This window comes from Sphingobium sp. PNB (genome assembly GCF_019873065.1).
GTDB lineage: Bacteria > Pseudomonadota > Alphaproteobacteria > Sphingomonadales > Sphingomonadaceae > Sphingobium > Sphingobium fuliginis.
Genome location: NZ_JAINEZ010000051.1, coordinates 1 through 13969 on the forward strand (window position 1 = coordinate 1; position 13969 = coordinate 13969).

Annotated in this window: 13 protein-coding genes and 1 tRNA gene; 3 read left to right on the top strand and 11 right to left on the bottom strand. The window is 64.8% G+C overall.

Annotated features, from left to right (window positions below):
* Positions 1–311: 311 nt before the first annotated feature.
* On the bottom strand, positions 312–1184 hold the full coding sequence (locus tag K7W03_RS16690; RefSeq protein WP_044662489.1) for an alpha/beta fold hydrolase: 873 nt from the start codon (positions 1182–1184) through the stop codon (positions 312–314).
* A 138-nt stretch (positions 1185–1322) separates the two neighbouring features.
* A complete protein-coding gene (locus K7W03_RS16695; RefSeq protein ID WP_222886841.1) occupies positions 1323–3284 on the bottom strand; it encodes a PAS domain-containing sensor histidine kinase in 1962 nt (653 codons plus the stop codon).
* A gap of 174 nt (positions 3285–3458) precedes the next feature.
* Here K7W03_RS16695 and K7W03_RS16700 point away from each other — a divergent pair, with 174 nt between their 5' ends.
* Together K7W03_RS16700 and K7W03_RS16705 are read left to right on the top strand one after the other, a co-directional pair.
* The gene (locus K7W03_RS16700) at positions 3459–4406 is read left to right on the top strand and encodes a sugar kinase (RefSeq protein ID WP_222886842.1); all 948 of its coding nucleotides are present in this window, start codon (positions 3459–3461) and stop codon (positions 4404–4406) included.
* Between the two features lie 62 nt (positions 4407–4468).
* A tRNA-Gly gene (locus K7W03_RS16705) sits at positions 4469–4542 on the top strand.
* Here the strand turns inward: K7W03_RS16705 and K7W03_RS16710 are convergent.
* The 8 genes from K7W03_RS16710 to cyoA are packed head-to-tail and all read right to left on the bottom strand — an operon-like array spanning position 4508 to position 11482.
* Positions 4508–4657, bottom strand: coding sequence for a hypothetical protein (locus K7W03_RS16710; protein WP_222886843.1), 150 nt, complete (start codon positions 4655–4657; stop codon positions 4508–4510). The genes K7W03_RS16705 and K7W03_RS16710 overlap by 35 nt on opposite strands.
* 51 nt (positions 4658–4708) lie before the next feature.
* The gene (locus K7W03_RS16715; protein ID WP_044662486.1) at positions 4709–5239 is read right to left on the bottom strand and encodes a response regulator transcription factor; all 531 of its coding nucleotides are present in this window, start codon (positions 5237–5239) and stop codon (positions 4709–4711) included.
* Positions 5236–6558 (bottom strand): ATP-binding protein, encoded by a 1323-nt coding sequence (locus K7W03_RS16720; protein ID WP_025551295.1) that lies wholly within the window; start codon positions 6556–6558, stop codon positions 5236–5238. The genes K7W03_RS16715 and K7W03_RS16720 overlap by 4 nt, the downstream gene beginning before the upstream one ends.
* Entirely contained in the window at positions 6555–7280 is a 726-nt protein-coding gene (locus K7W03_RS16725; protein WP_222886844.1) for an SURF1 family protein, read from the bottom strand. The genes K7W03_RS16720 and K7W03_RS16725 overlap by 4 nt, the downstream gene beginning before the upstream one ends.
* Positions 7277–7714 carry a cytochrome o ubiquinol oxidase subunit IV gene (gene cyoD / locus K7W03_RS16730; RefSeq protein ID WP_025551292.1) on the bottom strand — a complete coding sequence of 146 codons (438 nt, stop codon included), beginning with the start codon at positions 7712–7714 and terminating at the stop codon, positions 7277–7279. The genes K7W03_RS16725 and cyoD overlap by 4 nt, the downstream gene beginning before the upstream one ends.
* Complete coding sequence (gene cyoC / locus K7W03_RS16735; protein ID WP_025551291.1) at positions 7711–8334, bottom strand: cytochrome o ubiquinol oxidase subunit III; 624 nt, start codon at positions 8332–8334, stop codon at positions 7711–7713. Before cyoC ends, cyoD begins: the two co-directional genes overlap by 4 nt.
* A 5-nt stretch (positions 8335–8339) precedes the next feature.
* Complete coding sequence (gene cyoB / locus K7W03_RS16740) at positions 8340–10343, bottom strand: cytochrome o ubiquinol oxidase subunit I (protein WP_044662483.1); 2004 nt, start codon at positions 10341–10343, stop codon at positions 8340–8342.
* Positions 10344–10348: 5 nt separating this feature from the next.
* Entirely contained in the window at positions 10349–11482 is a 1134-nt protein-coding gene (cyoA, locus tag K7W03_RS16745) for a ubiquinol oxidase subunit II (RefSeq protein ID WP_222886845.1), read from the bottom strand.
* A gap of 187 nt (positions 11483–11669) precedes the next feature.
* Here cyoA and K7W03_RS16750 point away from each other — a divergent pair, with 187 nt between their 5' ends.
* Positions 11670–13001, top strand: a complete 1332-nt coding sequence (locus K7W03_RS16750; RefSeq protein WP_222886846.1) for an MFS transporter — start codon at positions 11670–11672, stop codon at positions 12999–13001.
* Positions 13002–13112: 111 nt separating this feature from the next.
* Here the strand turns inward: K7W03_RS16750 and K7W03_RS16755 are convergent, their stop codons facing one another.
* A complete protein-coding gene (locus tag K7W03_RS16755; RefSeq protein ID WP_222886847.1) occupies positions 13113–13967 on the bottom strand; it encodes a glycosyltransferase family A protein in 855 nt (284 codons plus the stop codon).
* Positions 13968–13969 lie beyond the last annotated feature (2 nt).

A 13969-nucleotide genomic window follows, 5' to 3' on the forward strand; every position in this document is an offset into this window, starting at 1 on the left:
CTCGCCGCAAACTTCCTCGGCTTCGTCAAACTCGCCAGCATCATGCTATGGCTCAAATGATTAAATCGTCACTACTGCCTAGAGCCAATCGACATTCAGCCCTGACGGCCTGCAAATGACGCTTTTCCGTGCTTCCGGTGCTCACCTATTTTGACCAGGCTGCGCTCCGGGTCACGGAAAACCACCATTTTACCTTCGGTGGCCTTCGGCTCGGCTCGTCATCATCTGAATGTCGATTGGCTCCAGGCGGCGCCCTTCATACCCTCATCCCGGCTTTGCCGGGGTGAGGGTCGAAATTCGGAATGGCCGGGTCACAGGAAGGCGCGCAGTTCCGCGATGAAGCGGTCGAACTGGTCATGGTGCAGCCAATGACCGGCATCCGCGAATTCGACCAGCCGGGCATCCCGGAAATGCGCGGCGCGCCCATCCTTCACTGGATTGGACGCCCAGCTATCCAGCCCAAGGCACAGCAGCGTCGGGCATGTGATCCGCTTCCAGAATTGCGGCAGGTCCATGTCCGACCAGGCCTGGGGCGCCGCATCGTGCAGATAGGGGTCGAATTTCCAGCGATAGCTGCCATCCTCGTTGCGATTGACGCCGTGGATGGTGAGGTGCATCGCCTGTTCGACCGACAGATGGTCGTTGCGTTCCCGCATGCGCGCGACGGCTGCCTCCAGGGTCGGATAATGCCGCCGTGCCTGACGCGCCCGGTTCCGCCGCTTCTCGATCCATTGCAGCCATAGGTCGGGCTCGGCCTTTTGCGACTGTTCCTCGATCCGGCCCGGCGACAGGCCCAGTCCCTCTATGGCGACGATCCTGGCGACCTTTTCCGGGAACAGCCCGGCATAGCGCAGCGCGATCGATCCGCCCAGCGAATGGCCGACCAATATCACCGGCTCCCGGCCCAGTTGCTCGATCAACTGCGCCAGGTCGTAGACATAGTTCGCCATCATGTAGGAACCCTCGGCCGACCAGGCGCTGTCGCCATGGCCGCGCAGGTCGGGCGCGACGACGTGATAATCCTTCGCCAGCGCCCGTGCCGTCCAGTCCCAGCTCCGCGAATGGTCGAAGCCGCCATGCACCAGAACCAGCGTCGGCGCGGCGCTGTTGCCCCAGTCCAGATAGTGCAGGCGCATCCGCAGCGACGTGTAGAAATGGGAAGTCGGCGCGGCTTGCGTGTTCATGCGATCCTGCGAGCGGGTGGACAGGGGAGGGACAAGGTTCATGTCTCTTTGGCGAACTCCCCGGCGCATGCAAGGGGCGAGAACAGGAAAATCCCTGTTTTACGCCTGTTTCGTCAAGCTTTGGTAAAGATCGCCGCTCTACAGATCGTCCGGATGGGCGGCCAGCCTGACGAGCTTCTGGTGGTCCTGCGCCACCGCGGTCACGATGCGCGCCAATTCCGCCTGCTTGAACGGCTTGTCCAGTCGGGGCCGTTGCGTCATGTTCGGCGGCAGTTCGGCAAAACCCGTGATGATGACCACCGGCAGGCCGGGCAGCCTTTGCTCGATCTCGTCGGCCAGCTGCGTGCCGGTCATGCCCGGCATCGCATAGTCGCTGATCACCAGGTCGACGCTGCCCTGTTCCAATATGCGCAGCGCATCCGGTCCCGACGTCGCCTGGAATACCGTGTGCCCCAGTTCCTCCAGCATGCCCGCGGTGTTGGTCAGCACCAGATCGTCATCGTCGACGGCCAGGATCACCAGCGGCTCCGTCAGCGCCAGGGCAAGGGCATCGGGAATGTCGGCCACGGCCACCTCCGCCGGTTCGGCGGGCGCCATCGGCAGCCACAGCGACACCGTGGTTCCCTGGCCCGGTTCGCTGACGATGGTCAGGGAACCGCCGCATTGTTCGGCAAAGCCGTGCACCATCGACAGGCCAAGGCCCGTGCCCTTGCCGACGCCCTTTGTCGTGAAGAAGGGTTCGCGCGCCCGCTCCAGCGTCGCTGCGTCCATGCCCTCGCCCTCATCGATGACGGACAGCCGCACATAGGGGCCGCCCTCCAGTCCGGGGCGTTGCGCCTTGGGCAGAGTGGCCTCCGCCCCTTCTATGATGATCCGTCCGTCGCCGGACATGGCGTCCCTGGCGTTCACCGCCAGATTGAGCAGCGCCAGTTCAAGCTGGGCCGGATCGGCATGGGCGGCGCTCAGGTGCAGGGGAAAGCGGGTTTCGATGGCGATCCCGCCGCCCAGCGTCGTCTTCAGGAGGTCGGCCATGTCCCGCACCAGCGCCACGCAATCGACGCTCCGCAACTTCAGTTCCTGCTTGCGCGCAAAGGCCAGCATGCGCTGCGTCAGCGTCGCCCCGCGTTCCGCCGCCGTCATCGCATTGTCGATATAGCGGGACACGTCCGCCCCGGTCGCCAGCCGCTGCCGCGCCAGGTCCAGACTGCCGACGATCACGGCCAGCAGATTGTTGAAATCATGGGCGACACCGCCCGTCAGCTTGCCGATGGCCTCCATCTTCTGCGCCTGGAACACCGCCTCCCGCGCTTCTTCGAGCGCCAGTTGCGTCTCCCGCCGTTCGGTGAGGTCGCGCGTTATCTTGGCGAAGCCGATCAGTTCGCCGGCGGCGCTACGGATCGTATCGATGATGACATGCGCCCAGAAGCGGGAGCCGTCCTTGCGGATGCGCCATCCCTCCGCCTCGAACCGGCCTTCGCGCGCCGCCGTGTCCAGCGCCCGGGATGGCAGGCCGGCCATGCGGTCCTCTTCCGAATAGAAGCGCGCGAAATTCTGGCCCAATATCTCTTCGGTCGTATAGCCCTTGAAGCGTTCGGCCCCCGGATTCCAGCTCGTGATCGTCCCCATGGGGTCGAGCATGTAGATGGCATAGTCGGTCACGCCCTGCACCAGCAGGCGGAACCGTTCCTCGCTGCGGCGCAATTCCTCCTCCGCCGCGCGGCGTTCGGTCAGGTCGCGAGTGACCTTGGCGAAGCCGATAAGCTGGCCGCCGGGTTCGCGGATGGGATCGATGATGACATGCGCCCAGAAGCGGGAGCCGTCCTTGCGCACGCGCCATCCCTCCGCCTCGAACCGGCCGGCATTTTCGGCGGTGTCCAGCGCGAGCGCGGGCAGGCCGGCCGCCTGATCCTCCGGCGTGTAGAAGCGAGAGAAATGCTCACCGATGATCTCATCGGCCTCATAGCCCTTGAAGCGCCGCGCGCCGGCATTCCAACTGACGACGATGCCGTTGGCGGAGAGCATGTAGATGGCATAGTCGGTGACGTTCTGGACCAGCAGCTCGAAGCGGTTTCCAGATCCTTCCGGTGCCGCCGTGCTCATGAGGGGTTCCCGTCGAATTGACATGTTCGTCGTCCACAACGCGCATGCGTTCCGGACGTTCCGCTTGCGAAAGCGATTGTCCGGCCTGCCGGGCCGGGCGCGGCATTGACTTCGCCGTGCCCTCCGCGCCAAGGAGGCGCCTTCGGCAAGGATGGCCAGGAAGACGGAACGCATATGGGCAAGACCGCAGGGATCACCGTCGTGGGCGAAGCGATGCTGGAACTGAGCCGCGCGTCGGACGGGTTCGGTTCGGGCCAGGTTGGATCGGGCGGGGGCTGGAACCTGCGCTATGGCGGCGACGTCATCAACACGGCGATCCATCTCGCCCGTTGTGGCGACCATGTGCGCTTTGCGAGCGCGATCGGCGCCGATCCGATGAGCGCTGAACTGCGCGCAGCCTGGGAAGCAGAGGGCGTCGACACGTCGCTGCTGCTCTCCGCCGAGGGAAAGCTGCCGGGCCTTTACGCGATAGAGACCGATGCGCAGGGCGAACGCAGCTTCCACTATTGGCGGGGGGAGGCCGCCGCCAGGCGCATGTTCGACCTGCCGGAAAGCGCCGCCATGGTGGAAGAAGCGGCTGGATCGGAACTGCTCTATTTTTCCCTGATCACGCTTGCGATATTGTCCGGGGAGGCGCGCGAAAAGCTGTTCGCCCTGTGCGCGGCGGTTCGCACAAAGGGGGGCAAGGTGGCGTTCGACGGCAATTACCGCGCCCGGCTCTGGCCCGATGCCGCGACCGCGCGCCACTGGCGCGACCGTGCCATCGCGCTCAGCGACATGGGTCTGCCCACTTTGGCCGATGAGGTGGAAATGGGCGAGGCGGACGATGCCGAGGATGCGGCCCGCCGCTGGGGCGCTGGCGAAGGCCGCGAGATCGTGGTGAAACTGGGCGCCGACGGCTGTCTGGCGGATGGGCAGATCGTCGCGCCGCCCGCCAGGCTCTCCGTCGTCGATTCGAGCGGCGCTGGCGATGCGTTCAACGGCGGCTATCTCCATGCCCGCCTCGCCGGTCGTTCGGCGCGCGAGGCGGCGCTTGCGGGTCATCGCCTGGCCGGCTGGAATATCGGCCGCCGGGGCGCCATACCGGCCCGCGATGGCGATGCGCCCTATGCCGATCTCTGAAATTCTCCGCTGCGACCTCGTTGACGGCATTGGGATCAAAGGCTAAGCCGCGTTTCACCCCGGCGGGTGTAGCTCAATGGCAGAGCAGAAGCTTCCCAAGCTTACGACGAGGGTTCGATTCCCTTCACCCGCTCCAGATTTCCTGACATCATGACGGCTATGTCGAGTTCGCCCAGGGCGCGTTCCTGTTGGGCCAGCCGCGAACCGGCCAGTGGCGACCGGCGAATCGCGAACCGGTCAATGGCGGGCATCAACTCCTGCCGCCAACGGCCGCGCCGACCGCCATCCACCCCATATCCTCTTCAACCCACCTGCCGCTTCGCCAGCTTCCTTGCCAGCGTGCGCCGGTGCATGCCCAATCGCCGTGCCGCTTCGGAGATATTGAAGTCGCTGTCCTTCAGCACTTCATGGATATGTTCCCATTCCAGCGTCTTGATCGACGTCGGGCGGGGCGCGAGGGGGGTGGAAGGGTCGCCGGCGGAACGCGCGAAGGCCGCCTCTATGTCGTCGGTGTTGGACGGCTTGGCGAGATAGTTGGACGCGCCGAGCTTGATCGCCTCCACCGCCGTCGCGATGCTGGCGAAGCCGGTCAGGACGACGATCACCATCGCCGGATCATGGGCATGCAATGTCTGCACGCAGACGAGGCCGGATTCCGCGCCCAGCTTCAGGTCGACCACGGCGAAGCCGGGCCTGCTGCCCGCCAGCACCGTTTCCAGCGCCGCATGGCTGTCAGCCGCCAGCACCGTATAGCCGCGCCGTTCGAAGGAGCGCTTGAGCGTTCTGGCGAACGCCTCGTCATCTTCGACAATCACCAGCAGGCGCTCAGTCATGGGGCCGTCTCCTCTTCCAGCGCCACCGTGCCCAGCGGCAGCCGCAGCAGGATCAGCGCCCCGCCATCCGCGCCGTTGCTCGCGCTGACGCTGCCGCCCAGCTTGCGCACCACATTGACCACAAGGAACAGGCCCAGGCCATGGCCTTCCTTGCCCTTGCTCGATCGATAGGGCTTGCCGAAATCCTCCAGCATCGCCTCCGAAAAGCCGCTGCCATTGTCGCGCACCGCGATGTTGAGCGAACTGCTGTCGCGCCCCGCCAGCAGGTCGATATAGGTCGCGCCCGCCTCCCGCGCATTGTCGAGCAGATTGCCGATCGCCTGCCGGATCACCGGATCGGCCACGATGCGGGGATAGTCATGCGGCCCGAAATCGCAGCGCAGCGGCATGCCGGGATTCGCCCTGCGCCACTCCATGGCGATGCCCTCTATGAAATCGCGCACATTGGTCACTTCCGGCGCCTCGCCCCGCGCTTCGCCGGAGGACAGGAGGATGCCGGTGACGATCTCCTTGCAGCGCTGGACCGCCGCCTGCATCTCCGCCACTTCCTCGACCAGCGGGGGGTGGGCCGTGATCTCCGGCATGTGCCGCCAGTCGCCCAGCACCACCGCAAGCTGGGAGAGGGGGGTGCCCAGTTCATGCGCCGCGCCCGACGCCAACAGGCCCATGCGGACGATATGCTCCTCCTCCGCCGCCTGCTGACGCAACCGGGCGAGATAGGCGTCCCGCGCCTGGAGGTTGCGCGTCACCGGCAGCACGAACAGCACCAGCAGCACGGCGATCATGGTAAGGCATATCCATGTGCCGACGATATGCAGGTCGAACAAATGGCCTTCCAGCGCGCCGTTCAGGTCCAGCGGCCGGTAATGCAGCGCCAGCAGCCCCGCACAGAGCGCGGAGACGAAGACGATGCCCCAGATGCTCCACCGGTCGAGCAGCACCGCCCCCAGCGCCACCTGCACCAGATAGAGCGAGATGAAGGGATTGGTCGCCCCCCCTGAAAGATAGAGCTGCGCCGTCAGCAGCAGCACGTCGAACAGCAGCGACAGGAACAGTTCGGCATGGGACACGTCGGTCCGCTTGCGCAGCGCGCCGAAGCTGAGGCCGTTCATCAATATCGCCATGCCCGCGATCAGCAGCATCGGGGCGATGGGCAGGCGGATGCCCATGATGAAATGCACGGCGAGGATGGTGATGAGCTGCCCCGCGATCGCCAGCCAGCGCAACTGCACCAGCAGCGCCAGATTCTTGCGGCCCGCGGCGTCGGCAGGCCACTGGCTGGGTTGCCAGAGGGTGCTGATCGGCAGGTTCCGGTTCATCCCCGGCGGTCTTTCCGCTCCTGGCGCATCACGAATATGTACGCGCCCGCGACCATTGCCGCCAGCGCGAACCATGTGATCGCATATTGCAGATGATTGTTCGGAAAGGCGACGACGGTGAGGCCGCCGACAGGCAAGGCGCCGGGATCGGCCGCCGCATCGGCGTCGATGAAATAATCGGCCACCGGCCGCCCGATCCCGCGCGCTGCTGCGATGGCGGCCACATCGCGGGAGAACCAGCGGTCGCTTGCCGGATCGTTGGAGCGCAGGAAACCGCCGCCCGGTTCGCTGAGCCGCAGCAGTCCCGAAATCCGCGATTCGCCCGGAGGACGCATATAGTCCCGCCGCCTGTCGGGCGGCACGAAGCCGCGATTGACGAGGACCGTGAAGCCCCGATCAGTGACGAGCGGCGTCAGCACCCAGAAACCGGCGCCGCGCACCGTGACGGCCTGCACCAGCGCGGCCTTGTCATGGAGGAAACGGCCCGAAATCCTGACGCGCCGATATTCGTCGGCCTTTGCGGCCATGCGGGGAGCGGGGACGGGGGCGGCATGGATTCGCGCGTCGACGCGGGCGATCAGGTCGCGCTTCCAGGCGAGGCGCTGGACCTGCCAGGCGCCCAGTGCGCAAAATCCGGCAAAAAAGAAGAGGGCGATCAGCGTCAGGCCGATCGGAAAGGCCGGGGAGCGCCGGAAGCGCTCCCCGTCTTGGGCCGTTGTCACGGCATCTCGCTCATATTGTGCATGACGCGCATTTCCTGGGTCGGACCCATGTCCATCTCCATCTGCGCGTGCGGCATCATGTTCGCATTCAGATGATACATGACCCACAGGGAACCGGACAGGACGATGACGACCAGCACCACCGTCAACATCATCGCCATGAACGACCAGCCGCCTTCGACGCGGGTGTTCATGTGCAGGAAGTAGATCATGTGGACGACGACCTGGACCGCGGCGAAGCCCATGATGACGATGCCCGTCAGTTGCGGGTCGTTCAGCGCGCCGCTCATCACCAGCCAGAAGGGAATGGCCGTCAGGATCACCGACAGGCCGAAACCGATCATGTAGCTGCCGAAGCTGCCGTGCGAATGGGCGTCATGATGATCGTCATGATGGTGGTCGTGGCCACCGTGCGGATGGACGGCATCGCTCACCGGAGCACTCCCATCAGATAGACAAAGGTGAAGACGCCGATCCAGATGACGTCCAGGAAGTGCCAGAACATCGACAGGCACATCAGCCGCCGCTTGTTGGCGGGGATCAGGCCCTTCTTCGCGACCTGCACCATCAGCGTGACCAGCCAGATCGAACCGAAGGTGACGTGCAGCCCGTGCGTTCCGACCAGCGTGAAGAAGGAGGACAGGAACGCCGAACGCCACGGACCCGCGCCCTCATGGATGAGGTGCGCGAATTCGTAGAGTTCGATGAACAGGAACGCCCCGCCGAACAGCAGCGTGACGACCAGCCAGCCCTGCGTGGCGCTGACCCTGTTCTTCTCCATCGCCAGCATGGCGAAGCCATAGGTGATCGAGGAGAAGAGCAGCATCGCGGTGTTGAGCGCGACGAGGGGCAGGTCGAACAGGTCCTTTGGCCCCGGCCCGCCGGCATAGCTGCCGCCCAGCACCGCATAGGTGGCGAAGAGGATGGCGAAGATGAGACAGTCGCTCATCAGATACATCCAGAAGCCCAGCATGGTGCTGTGGCCTTCGTGGAGGTGCGGCTCCTCGGGCAGGTGATAGGCCCGGGGTTCCCTATGTGCAGTTGCGCTGCTCATGCGTGTCAGACTCCCGCCGCGAGGATTTGCGTGCGCTCTTCCTCGGTGCGCGTCACATCCTCCGCAGGGATGTAGAAGTCGCGCTTGTAGTTGAAGGTGTGGCCGATGGCGACGGCGACGATGCCGATGAAGCTCAGCCCCGCAAGCCACCAGATGTACCAGATGAGCGCGAAGCCGCACAGCGTCGCCAGCCCGGCCAGGATCACGCCCGCGCCCGTGCTGCTCGGCATGTGGATCGGCCTGTAGCCGCTCAGCGGACGCTGATAGCCGTTCTTCTTCATGTCCGCCCAGGTGTCGCCATCGTACACCACGGGGGTGAAGGCGAAATTATACTCTGGCGGGGGCGAGCTGGTCGCCCATTCCAGGGTACGGCCGTCCCAGGGGTCGCCGGTCGGATCGCGAAGCTCGTCGCGCTTCCAGATGGACACCGCGAACTGGATCAGCATGGCGCCGATGCCGATGGCGATGATGGCGGCGCCGATCGCCGCGATGACGAACCAGGGTTGCAGCGACGGATCGTCCAGCACCCGCAGGCGGCGCGTGACGCCCATCAGGCCGAGCACGTAGAGCGGACCGAAAGCCAGCCAGAAGCCGATGTTCCAGCACCAGAAGCTGACCTTGCCCCAGAAGACGTTCAGCCTGAAGCCGAAGGCCTTGGGCCACCAGTAGTTGATCGCCGCGAACAGGCCGAACAGCACGCCGCCGATGATCACATTATGGAAATGCGCGATCAGGAACAGCGAGTTGTGCAGCACGAAGTCCGCGGGCGGAACCGCCAGCAGCACGCCGGTCATGCCGCCGACCGTGAAGGTCAGCATGAAGGCGACCGCCCACATCATCGGCAGCTCGAAACGGATCTTGCCGCGATACATGGTGAACAGCCAGTTGAACAGCTTGGCGCCCGTCGGGATCGAGATGATCATCGTCGTGATGCCGAAGAAGCTGTTGACGCTGGCGCCCGAACCCATGGTGAAGAAGTGGTGCAGCCACACCAGGTAGGACAGCACCATGATGGTGCAGGTCGCATAGACCATGGAGGTGTAGCCGAACAGGCGCTTGCCGCAGAAGGTGGAGACCACTTCGGAGAAGACGCCGAACAGCGGCAGGATGAGGATATAGACCTCCGGATGGCCCCAGATCCAGATGAGGTTGACGTACATCATCGGATTGCCGCCGAAATCATTGGTGAAGAAGGCGGTGCCGGCATAGCGGTCGAGCGACAGCAGGACGAGTGTGGCGGTCAGGATCGGGAAGGAGGCGACGATCAGGACGTTCGCGCAGAGCGAGGTCCAGGTGAACACCGGCATCTTCATGAGCGACATGCCCGGCGCGCGCATCTTCACGATGGTCGCGATCAGGTTGATGCCGGACAATGTCGTGCCGACGCCCGCCACCTGCAACGCCCAGATATAGTAGTCGACGCCCGTCGCCGGGCTGTAGGCAAGGCCCGACAGCGGCGGATAGGCAAGCCAGCCGGTCTGCGCGAACTCGCCCAGGAACAGCGACATCATGACCAGCACGGCGCCGCCCGTCGTCATCCAGAAGGAGAAATTGTTGAGGAAGGGAAAGCTGACGTCGCGCGCCCCGATCTGGAGCGGCACGATGTAGTTCATCAGGCCGGTGATGAACGGCATCGCCACGAAGAAGATCATGATGACGCCGTGCGCGGTGAACACCTGGTCATAGTGATGGGCGTTCAGATAGCCTTCCGAACCGTTGAAGGCCCAGGCCTGCTGGATGCGCATCATGATCGCGTCGGCAAATCCGCGCAGGAACATGATAAGGCCCAGCACCATGTACATGATGCCGATCTTCTTGTGATCGACGCTGGTGAACCATTCCTTCCAGAGATAGCCCCAGAGCCGGAACCAGGTGAGCGCCGCGACAAGGGCGGCGCCGCCCAGCACCACCGCGACGAAGGTCGCGACGACGATGGGCTCATGCCATGGGAAGCTGTCCCATGTCAGACGACCGAAGATCATCTGTGCGGTTGTCATTGTGCCAGTCATGGGCCTTACCGATGCTGCGCGTGCGCGTCAGCGCCGCTGTGGGAAGAGTGATCGCCCGGTGCCTGCGCGGCGCCCTTCGCGCCGTCCGCGGCCGGTGCGTCGGGAGCAGTCTCCTGCCCCCTGTTCCGGTCCGACTGTTCGATCACATGGCTGTCGGGGAAGTCGTAGCGCAGACCTTTGGTGTCGCGCGCCGATTCCTTGCCCGCGCCGCCCATCATGTTGACGTGCATCAGCTCGCCCATGCAGCGCTGGCCGGGCCGGGGGCACAGATTGACCACGGCATCGAACAGCTGGGGGTCGACGGCGGAGAAATAGGCGACCGGCGCCTTTTCGCTGGGCTTGGCCAGGGTCAGATAGACGTCGCGATCGAGATGGGCGCGGCTGGCCTTCACCCCGGCTGCCCAGGCATCGAACCCGGCCCTGTCCAGCGCCCGGTAGGCGAAGCGCATGTGGGTGAAGCCCGCGCCCGAATAGTTGGCGGAAATGCCGGTGCCCGCCACCGGCCGGTTGGCGACGGCGTGCAACTGGGTCTTCATGCCGGGCATGGCATAGATCTGGCCGGCGAGTTCAGGCACGTAGAAGCTGTTCATCACGGTGGAGGCGGTGATGTCGAACCGCACCGGCACATTGACCGGCAGCGCCAGCTCGTTGACCGTCGCGATGCCCAGTTCGGGATAGATGAACAGCCATTTCCAGTCGAGCGCCACGACCTCGACCGTCAGCGGCTTCACCCTGGGATCGATCGCCGTCCTGGGGTCGATGCGGTCGAGCGGCCGATAGGGATCGAGCTTGTGCGTGCTGACCCAGGTCAGCGCGCCAAGGCAGATGATGATCAGCAGCGGCGCGGACCAGATCAGCAGTTCCAGCTTGGTGGAATGGTCCCAGTCCGGGTCATAATCCTTGTCCGCGGCCTTGTTCGCCGCGCGGTAGCGCCAGGCGAAGAAGACGACGAGCGCCATGACGGGAACGACGATGAGGAGCATCAGCGCGGTCGAGATCAGGATCAGGTCGCGCTGCTGCACCGCAATATCGCCCGACGGGTTCATCACGACCCAGTCGCAGGCCGTCAGCGGCAGCGCCAGAATCGGAGCGGACCAGCGGAAAATCCGGGTTCGGTCGAGGGGGATGGGGTGTGGCATGGGGGCCGCCTACCGCTTCCGCAGGGAGTCGAACAGTGGGCAATTTGTCCCATTGTGCGCAGATGCAAAAAATGCTTCAGCGGTGGGATACTGCTTAGACTCTGCGGGTTTTCTGCTATGTTGCCTATCCGTGGCCGCCGGCAGAACAGAAGAGGGTTCCGGTGGCTTAGCCAAGGAGCGGATGCCTATGAGTTCACAGGCCATGACCTTCACCTCCCGATCGCTGGAGGATGATGCGCGCCTGATCAATGCGCGGGACCACAAGATCGCGCCGGGTGATATTTCCATTGGTGTGATCATTGGTCGCACCTCCGAATTCTTCGATTTCTTCGTTTACGCCATCGCCTCGGTCATCGTGTTCCCGAGCCTTGTGTTCCCCTATGTGGATGCCCTGACCGGCACGCTCTATTCCTTCGCGATCTTCGCCGTCGCCTTCATCACGCGGCCCATCGGTTCGCTGATCTTCATGGCCATCGATCGCCGCTACGGGCGCGGAACGAAGCTGACCGTCGCGCTGTTCCTGCTCGGCGGCTCGACCGCGTCCATCGCCTTCATGCCCGGTTATGCGACGATTGGCCATTATGCTGCGTTAGTCCTGATCATCTTGCGCGCGGCGCAGGGCGTCGCGCTGGGCGGCACATGGGATGGGCTGGCGTCGCTGCTGTCGCTCAACGCGCCGCAGCATCAGCGCGGCTGGTACGCCATGGTGCCGCAACTCGGCGCGCCGCTGGCCCTGCTGGTGGCGAGCGGGCTGTTCGCCTTCTTCCTGCTGACGCTGTCGCGTGCGGACTTCCTCGACTGGGGCTGGCGCTATCCCTTCTTCGTGGCCTTCGCGATCAACGTCGTCGCGCTGTTCGCCCGGCTGCGTATCGTGGTGACGCATGAATTCGAACGCCTGTTCGAGCAGAAGGACCTTCAGCCGTCCGAAATCCTGCCGACGGTCAAGGCGGAAGGGCGCAACATCATCATCGGCGCCTTCGCTCCGCTGGCGAGCTTCGCGCTGTTCCACATGGTCACCGTGTTCCCGCTGAGCTGGGTCGCGCTGTTCACCAACCAGCCGCTGGAACGCTTCCTGATCATCGAGATGATCGGCGCGTCTGTGGGCCTGCTGGCCATCGTGGTTTCGGGCTTCATCGCGGACCAGATCGGCCGCCGCTCCCTGTTGGCATGGTCGGCGCTCGGCATCGCGATCTTCAGCATCATGGCGCCGCTGCTGCTGAACGGCGGCGATCTGGGAGAGGTCGCCTTCATGATCCTGGGCTTCATGCTGCTGGGGCTGGCTTTCGGCCAGTCGTCCGGCGTCGTCGCGTCGAATTTCGCGACCGAGGCGCGCTATACCGGGTCGGCCCTGACGTCGGACCTGGCCTGGCTGGTCGGCGCCGGCTTCGCGCCGCTGGTGGCCCTGTTGCTGTCCGTGAAATTCGGCCTGGCCGCCTCGGGCATCTACCTGCTGTCGGGTGCGGTGGCGACGATGGTGGCGCTCTACATCAACAAGGAACTGGCGGCCCGCGACCGTTAAGGGGGCATCCGCCATCTTTGAAAAGGGGCCGGAGGGGGTTTGTCCTCTCCGGCCCTTTTCTGTCCCCGACGTGCCCACAGGAGCACGTTAAGCCAAGCTCAGAGCGACGCTCTACTTCCCCCGCGCAAAATCCCGCATGCGCGCCAACGCCTTCCGGTCGAACCATCCCACGGGCAGCGCGCGCGGCGCAAAGCGCGGCAACCATTCCCCATAGACCGCATCCATCCGCACCGGCAGCCCGTCCACGCCATCCCGGCCCATGATGTCGGAAATGATCCGGTTCTGGAAAAAGCGCACCGAATAATTGATCATCCGCCGATATTGCATGCGCAGGGTGGTGGGCCGCAACAGGCTGACCGCCTCACAGCGAAAGCCGGCATCCTCGCAGGCCAGGACGCGCTCCCGCCGCCAGTCGGCATCGCGCCCCAGATCGGTATGCGCCCATGCCGCCACCAAACCGTCGTCTCCGATCAGGTCCTCGGGCAGCCGCAAGCCCCTGAGCCGGATCGCCGCCAAGAAGCGCCCCGACAGGGCGTAGAGATCGCCGAACAATCCCCGTTCCTCCCGCAGGGTCCGGCGATAGGCGTCCGCGGACCGCCCGTTCATCGGCATCCCCGCCGCCGCATTCGCCTCCGGCCGCGCCGCGAGGTCCGATACCAGCGCATCGATCGACCCGGCAAGGATCTCCGCATCGCCATCCATGAAGATCACGGCATCTTCTCCGCCGGTCAGCAGGCGGTGGACGAAATGGTTCCAGGTGCGCGCCTTGCCCCCGGCGGCCAGATCGTGGACGATGACATTCGTCCGTCCTGCGGCCGCTTCGCGCGCCCGTCCTGCCGTGGCATCGGTCGATCCGTTCACCAGCACATGGAAGACGGTGTCGGCCCGGTCTAGCGGCAGCGATGAAAGGCAACGCCCGATCCGCCGTTCCTCCTGATGCGCGAATATGCCGACCGCGACGCCCATGC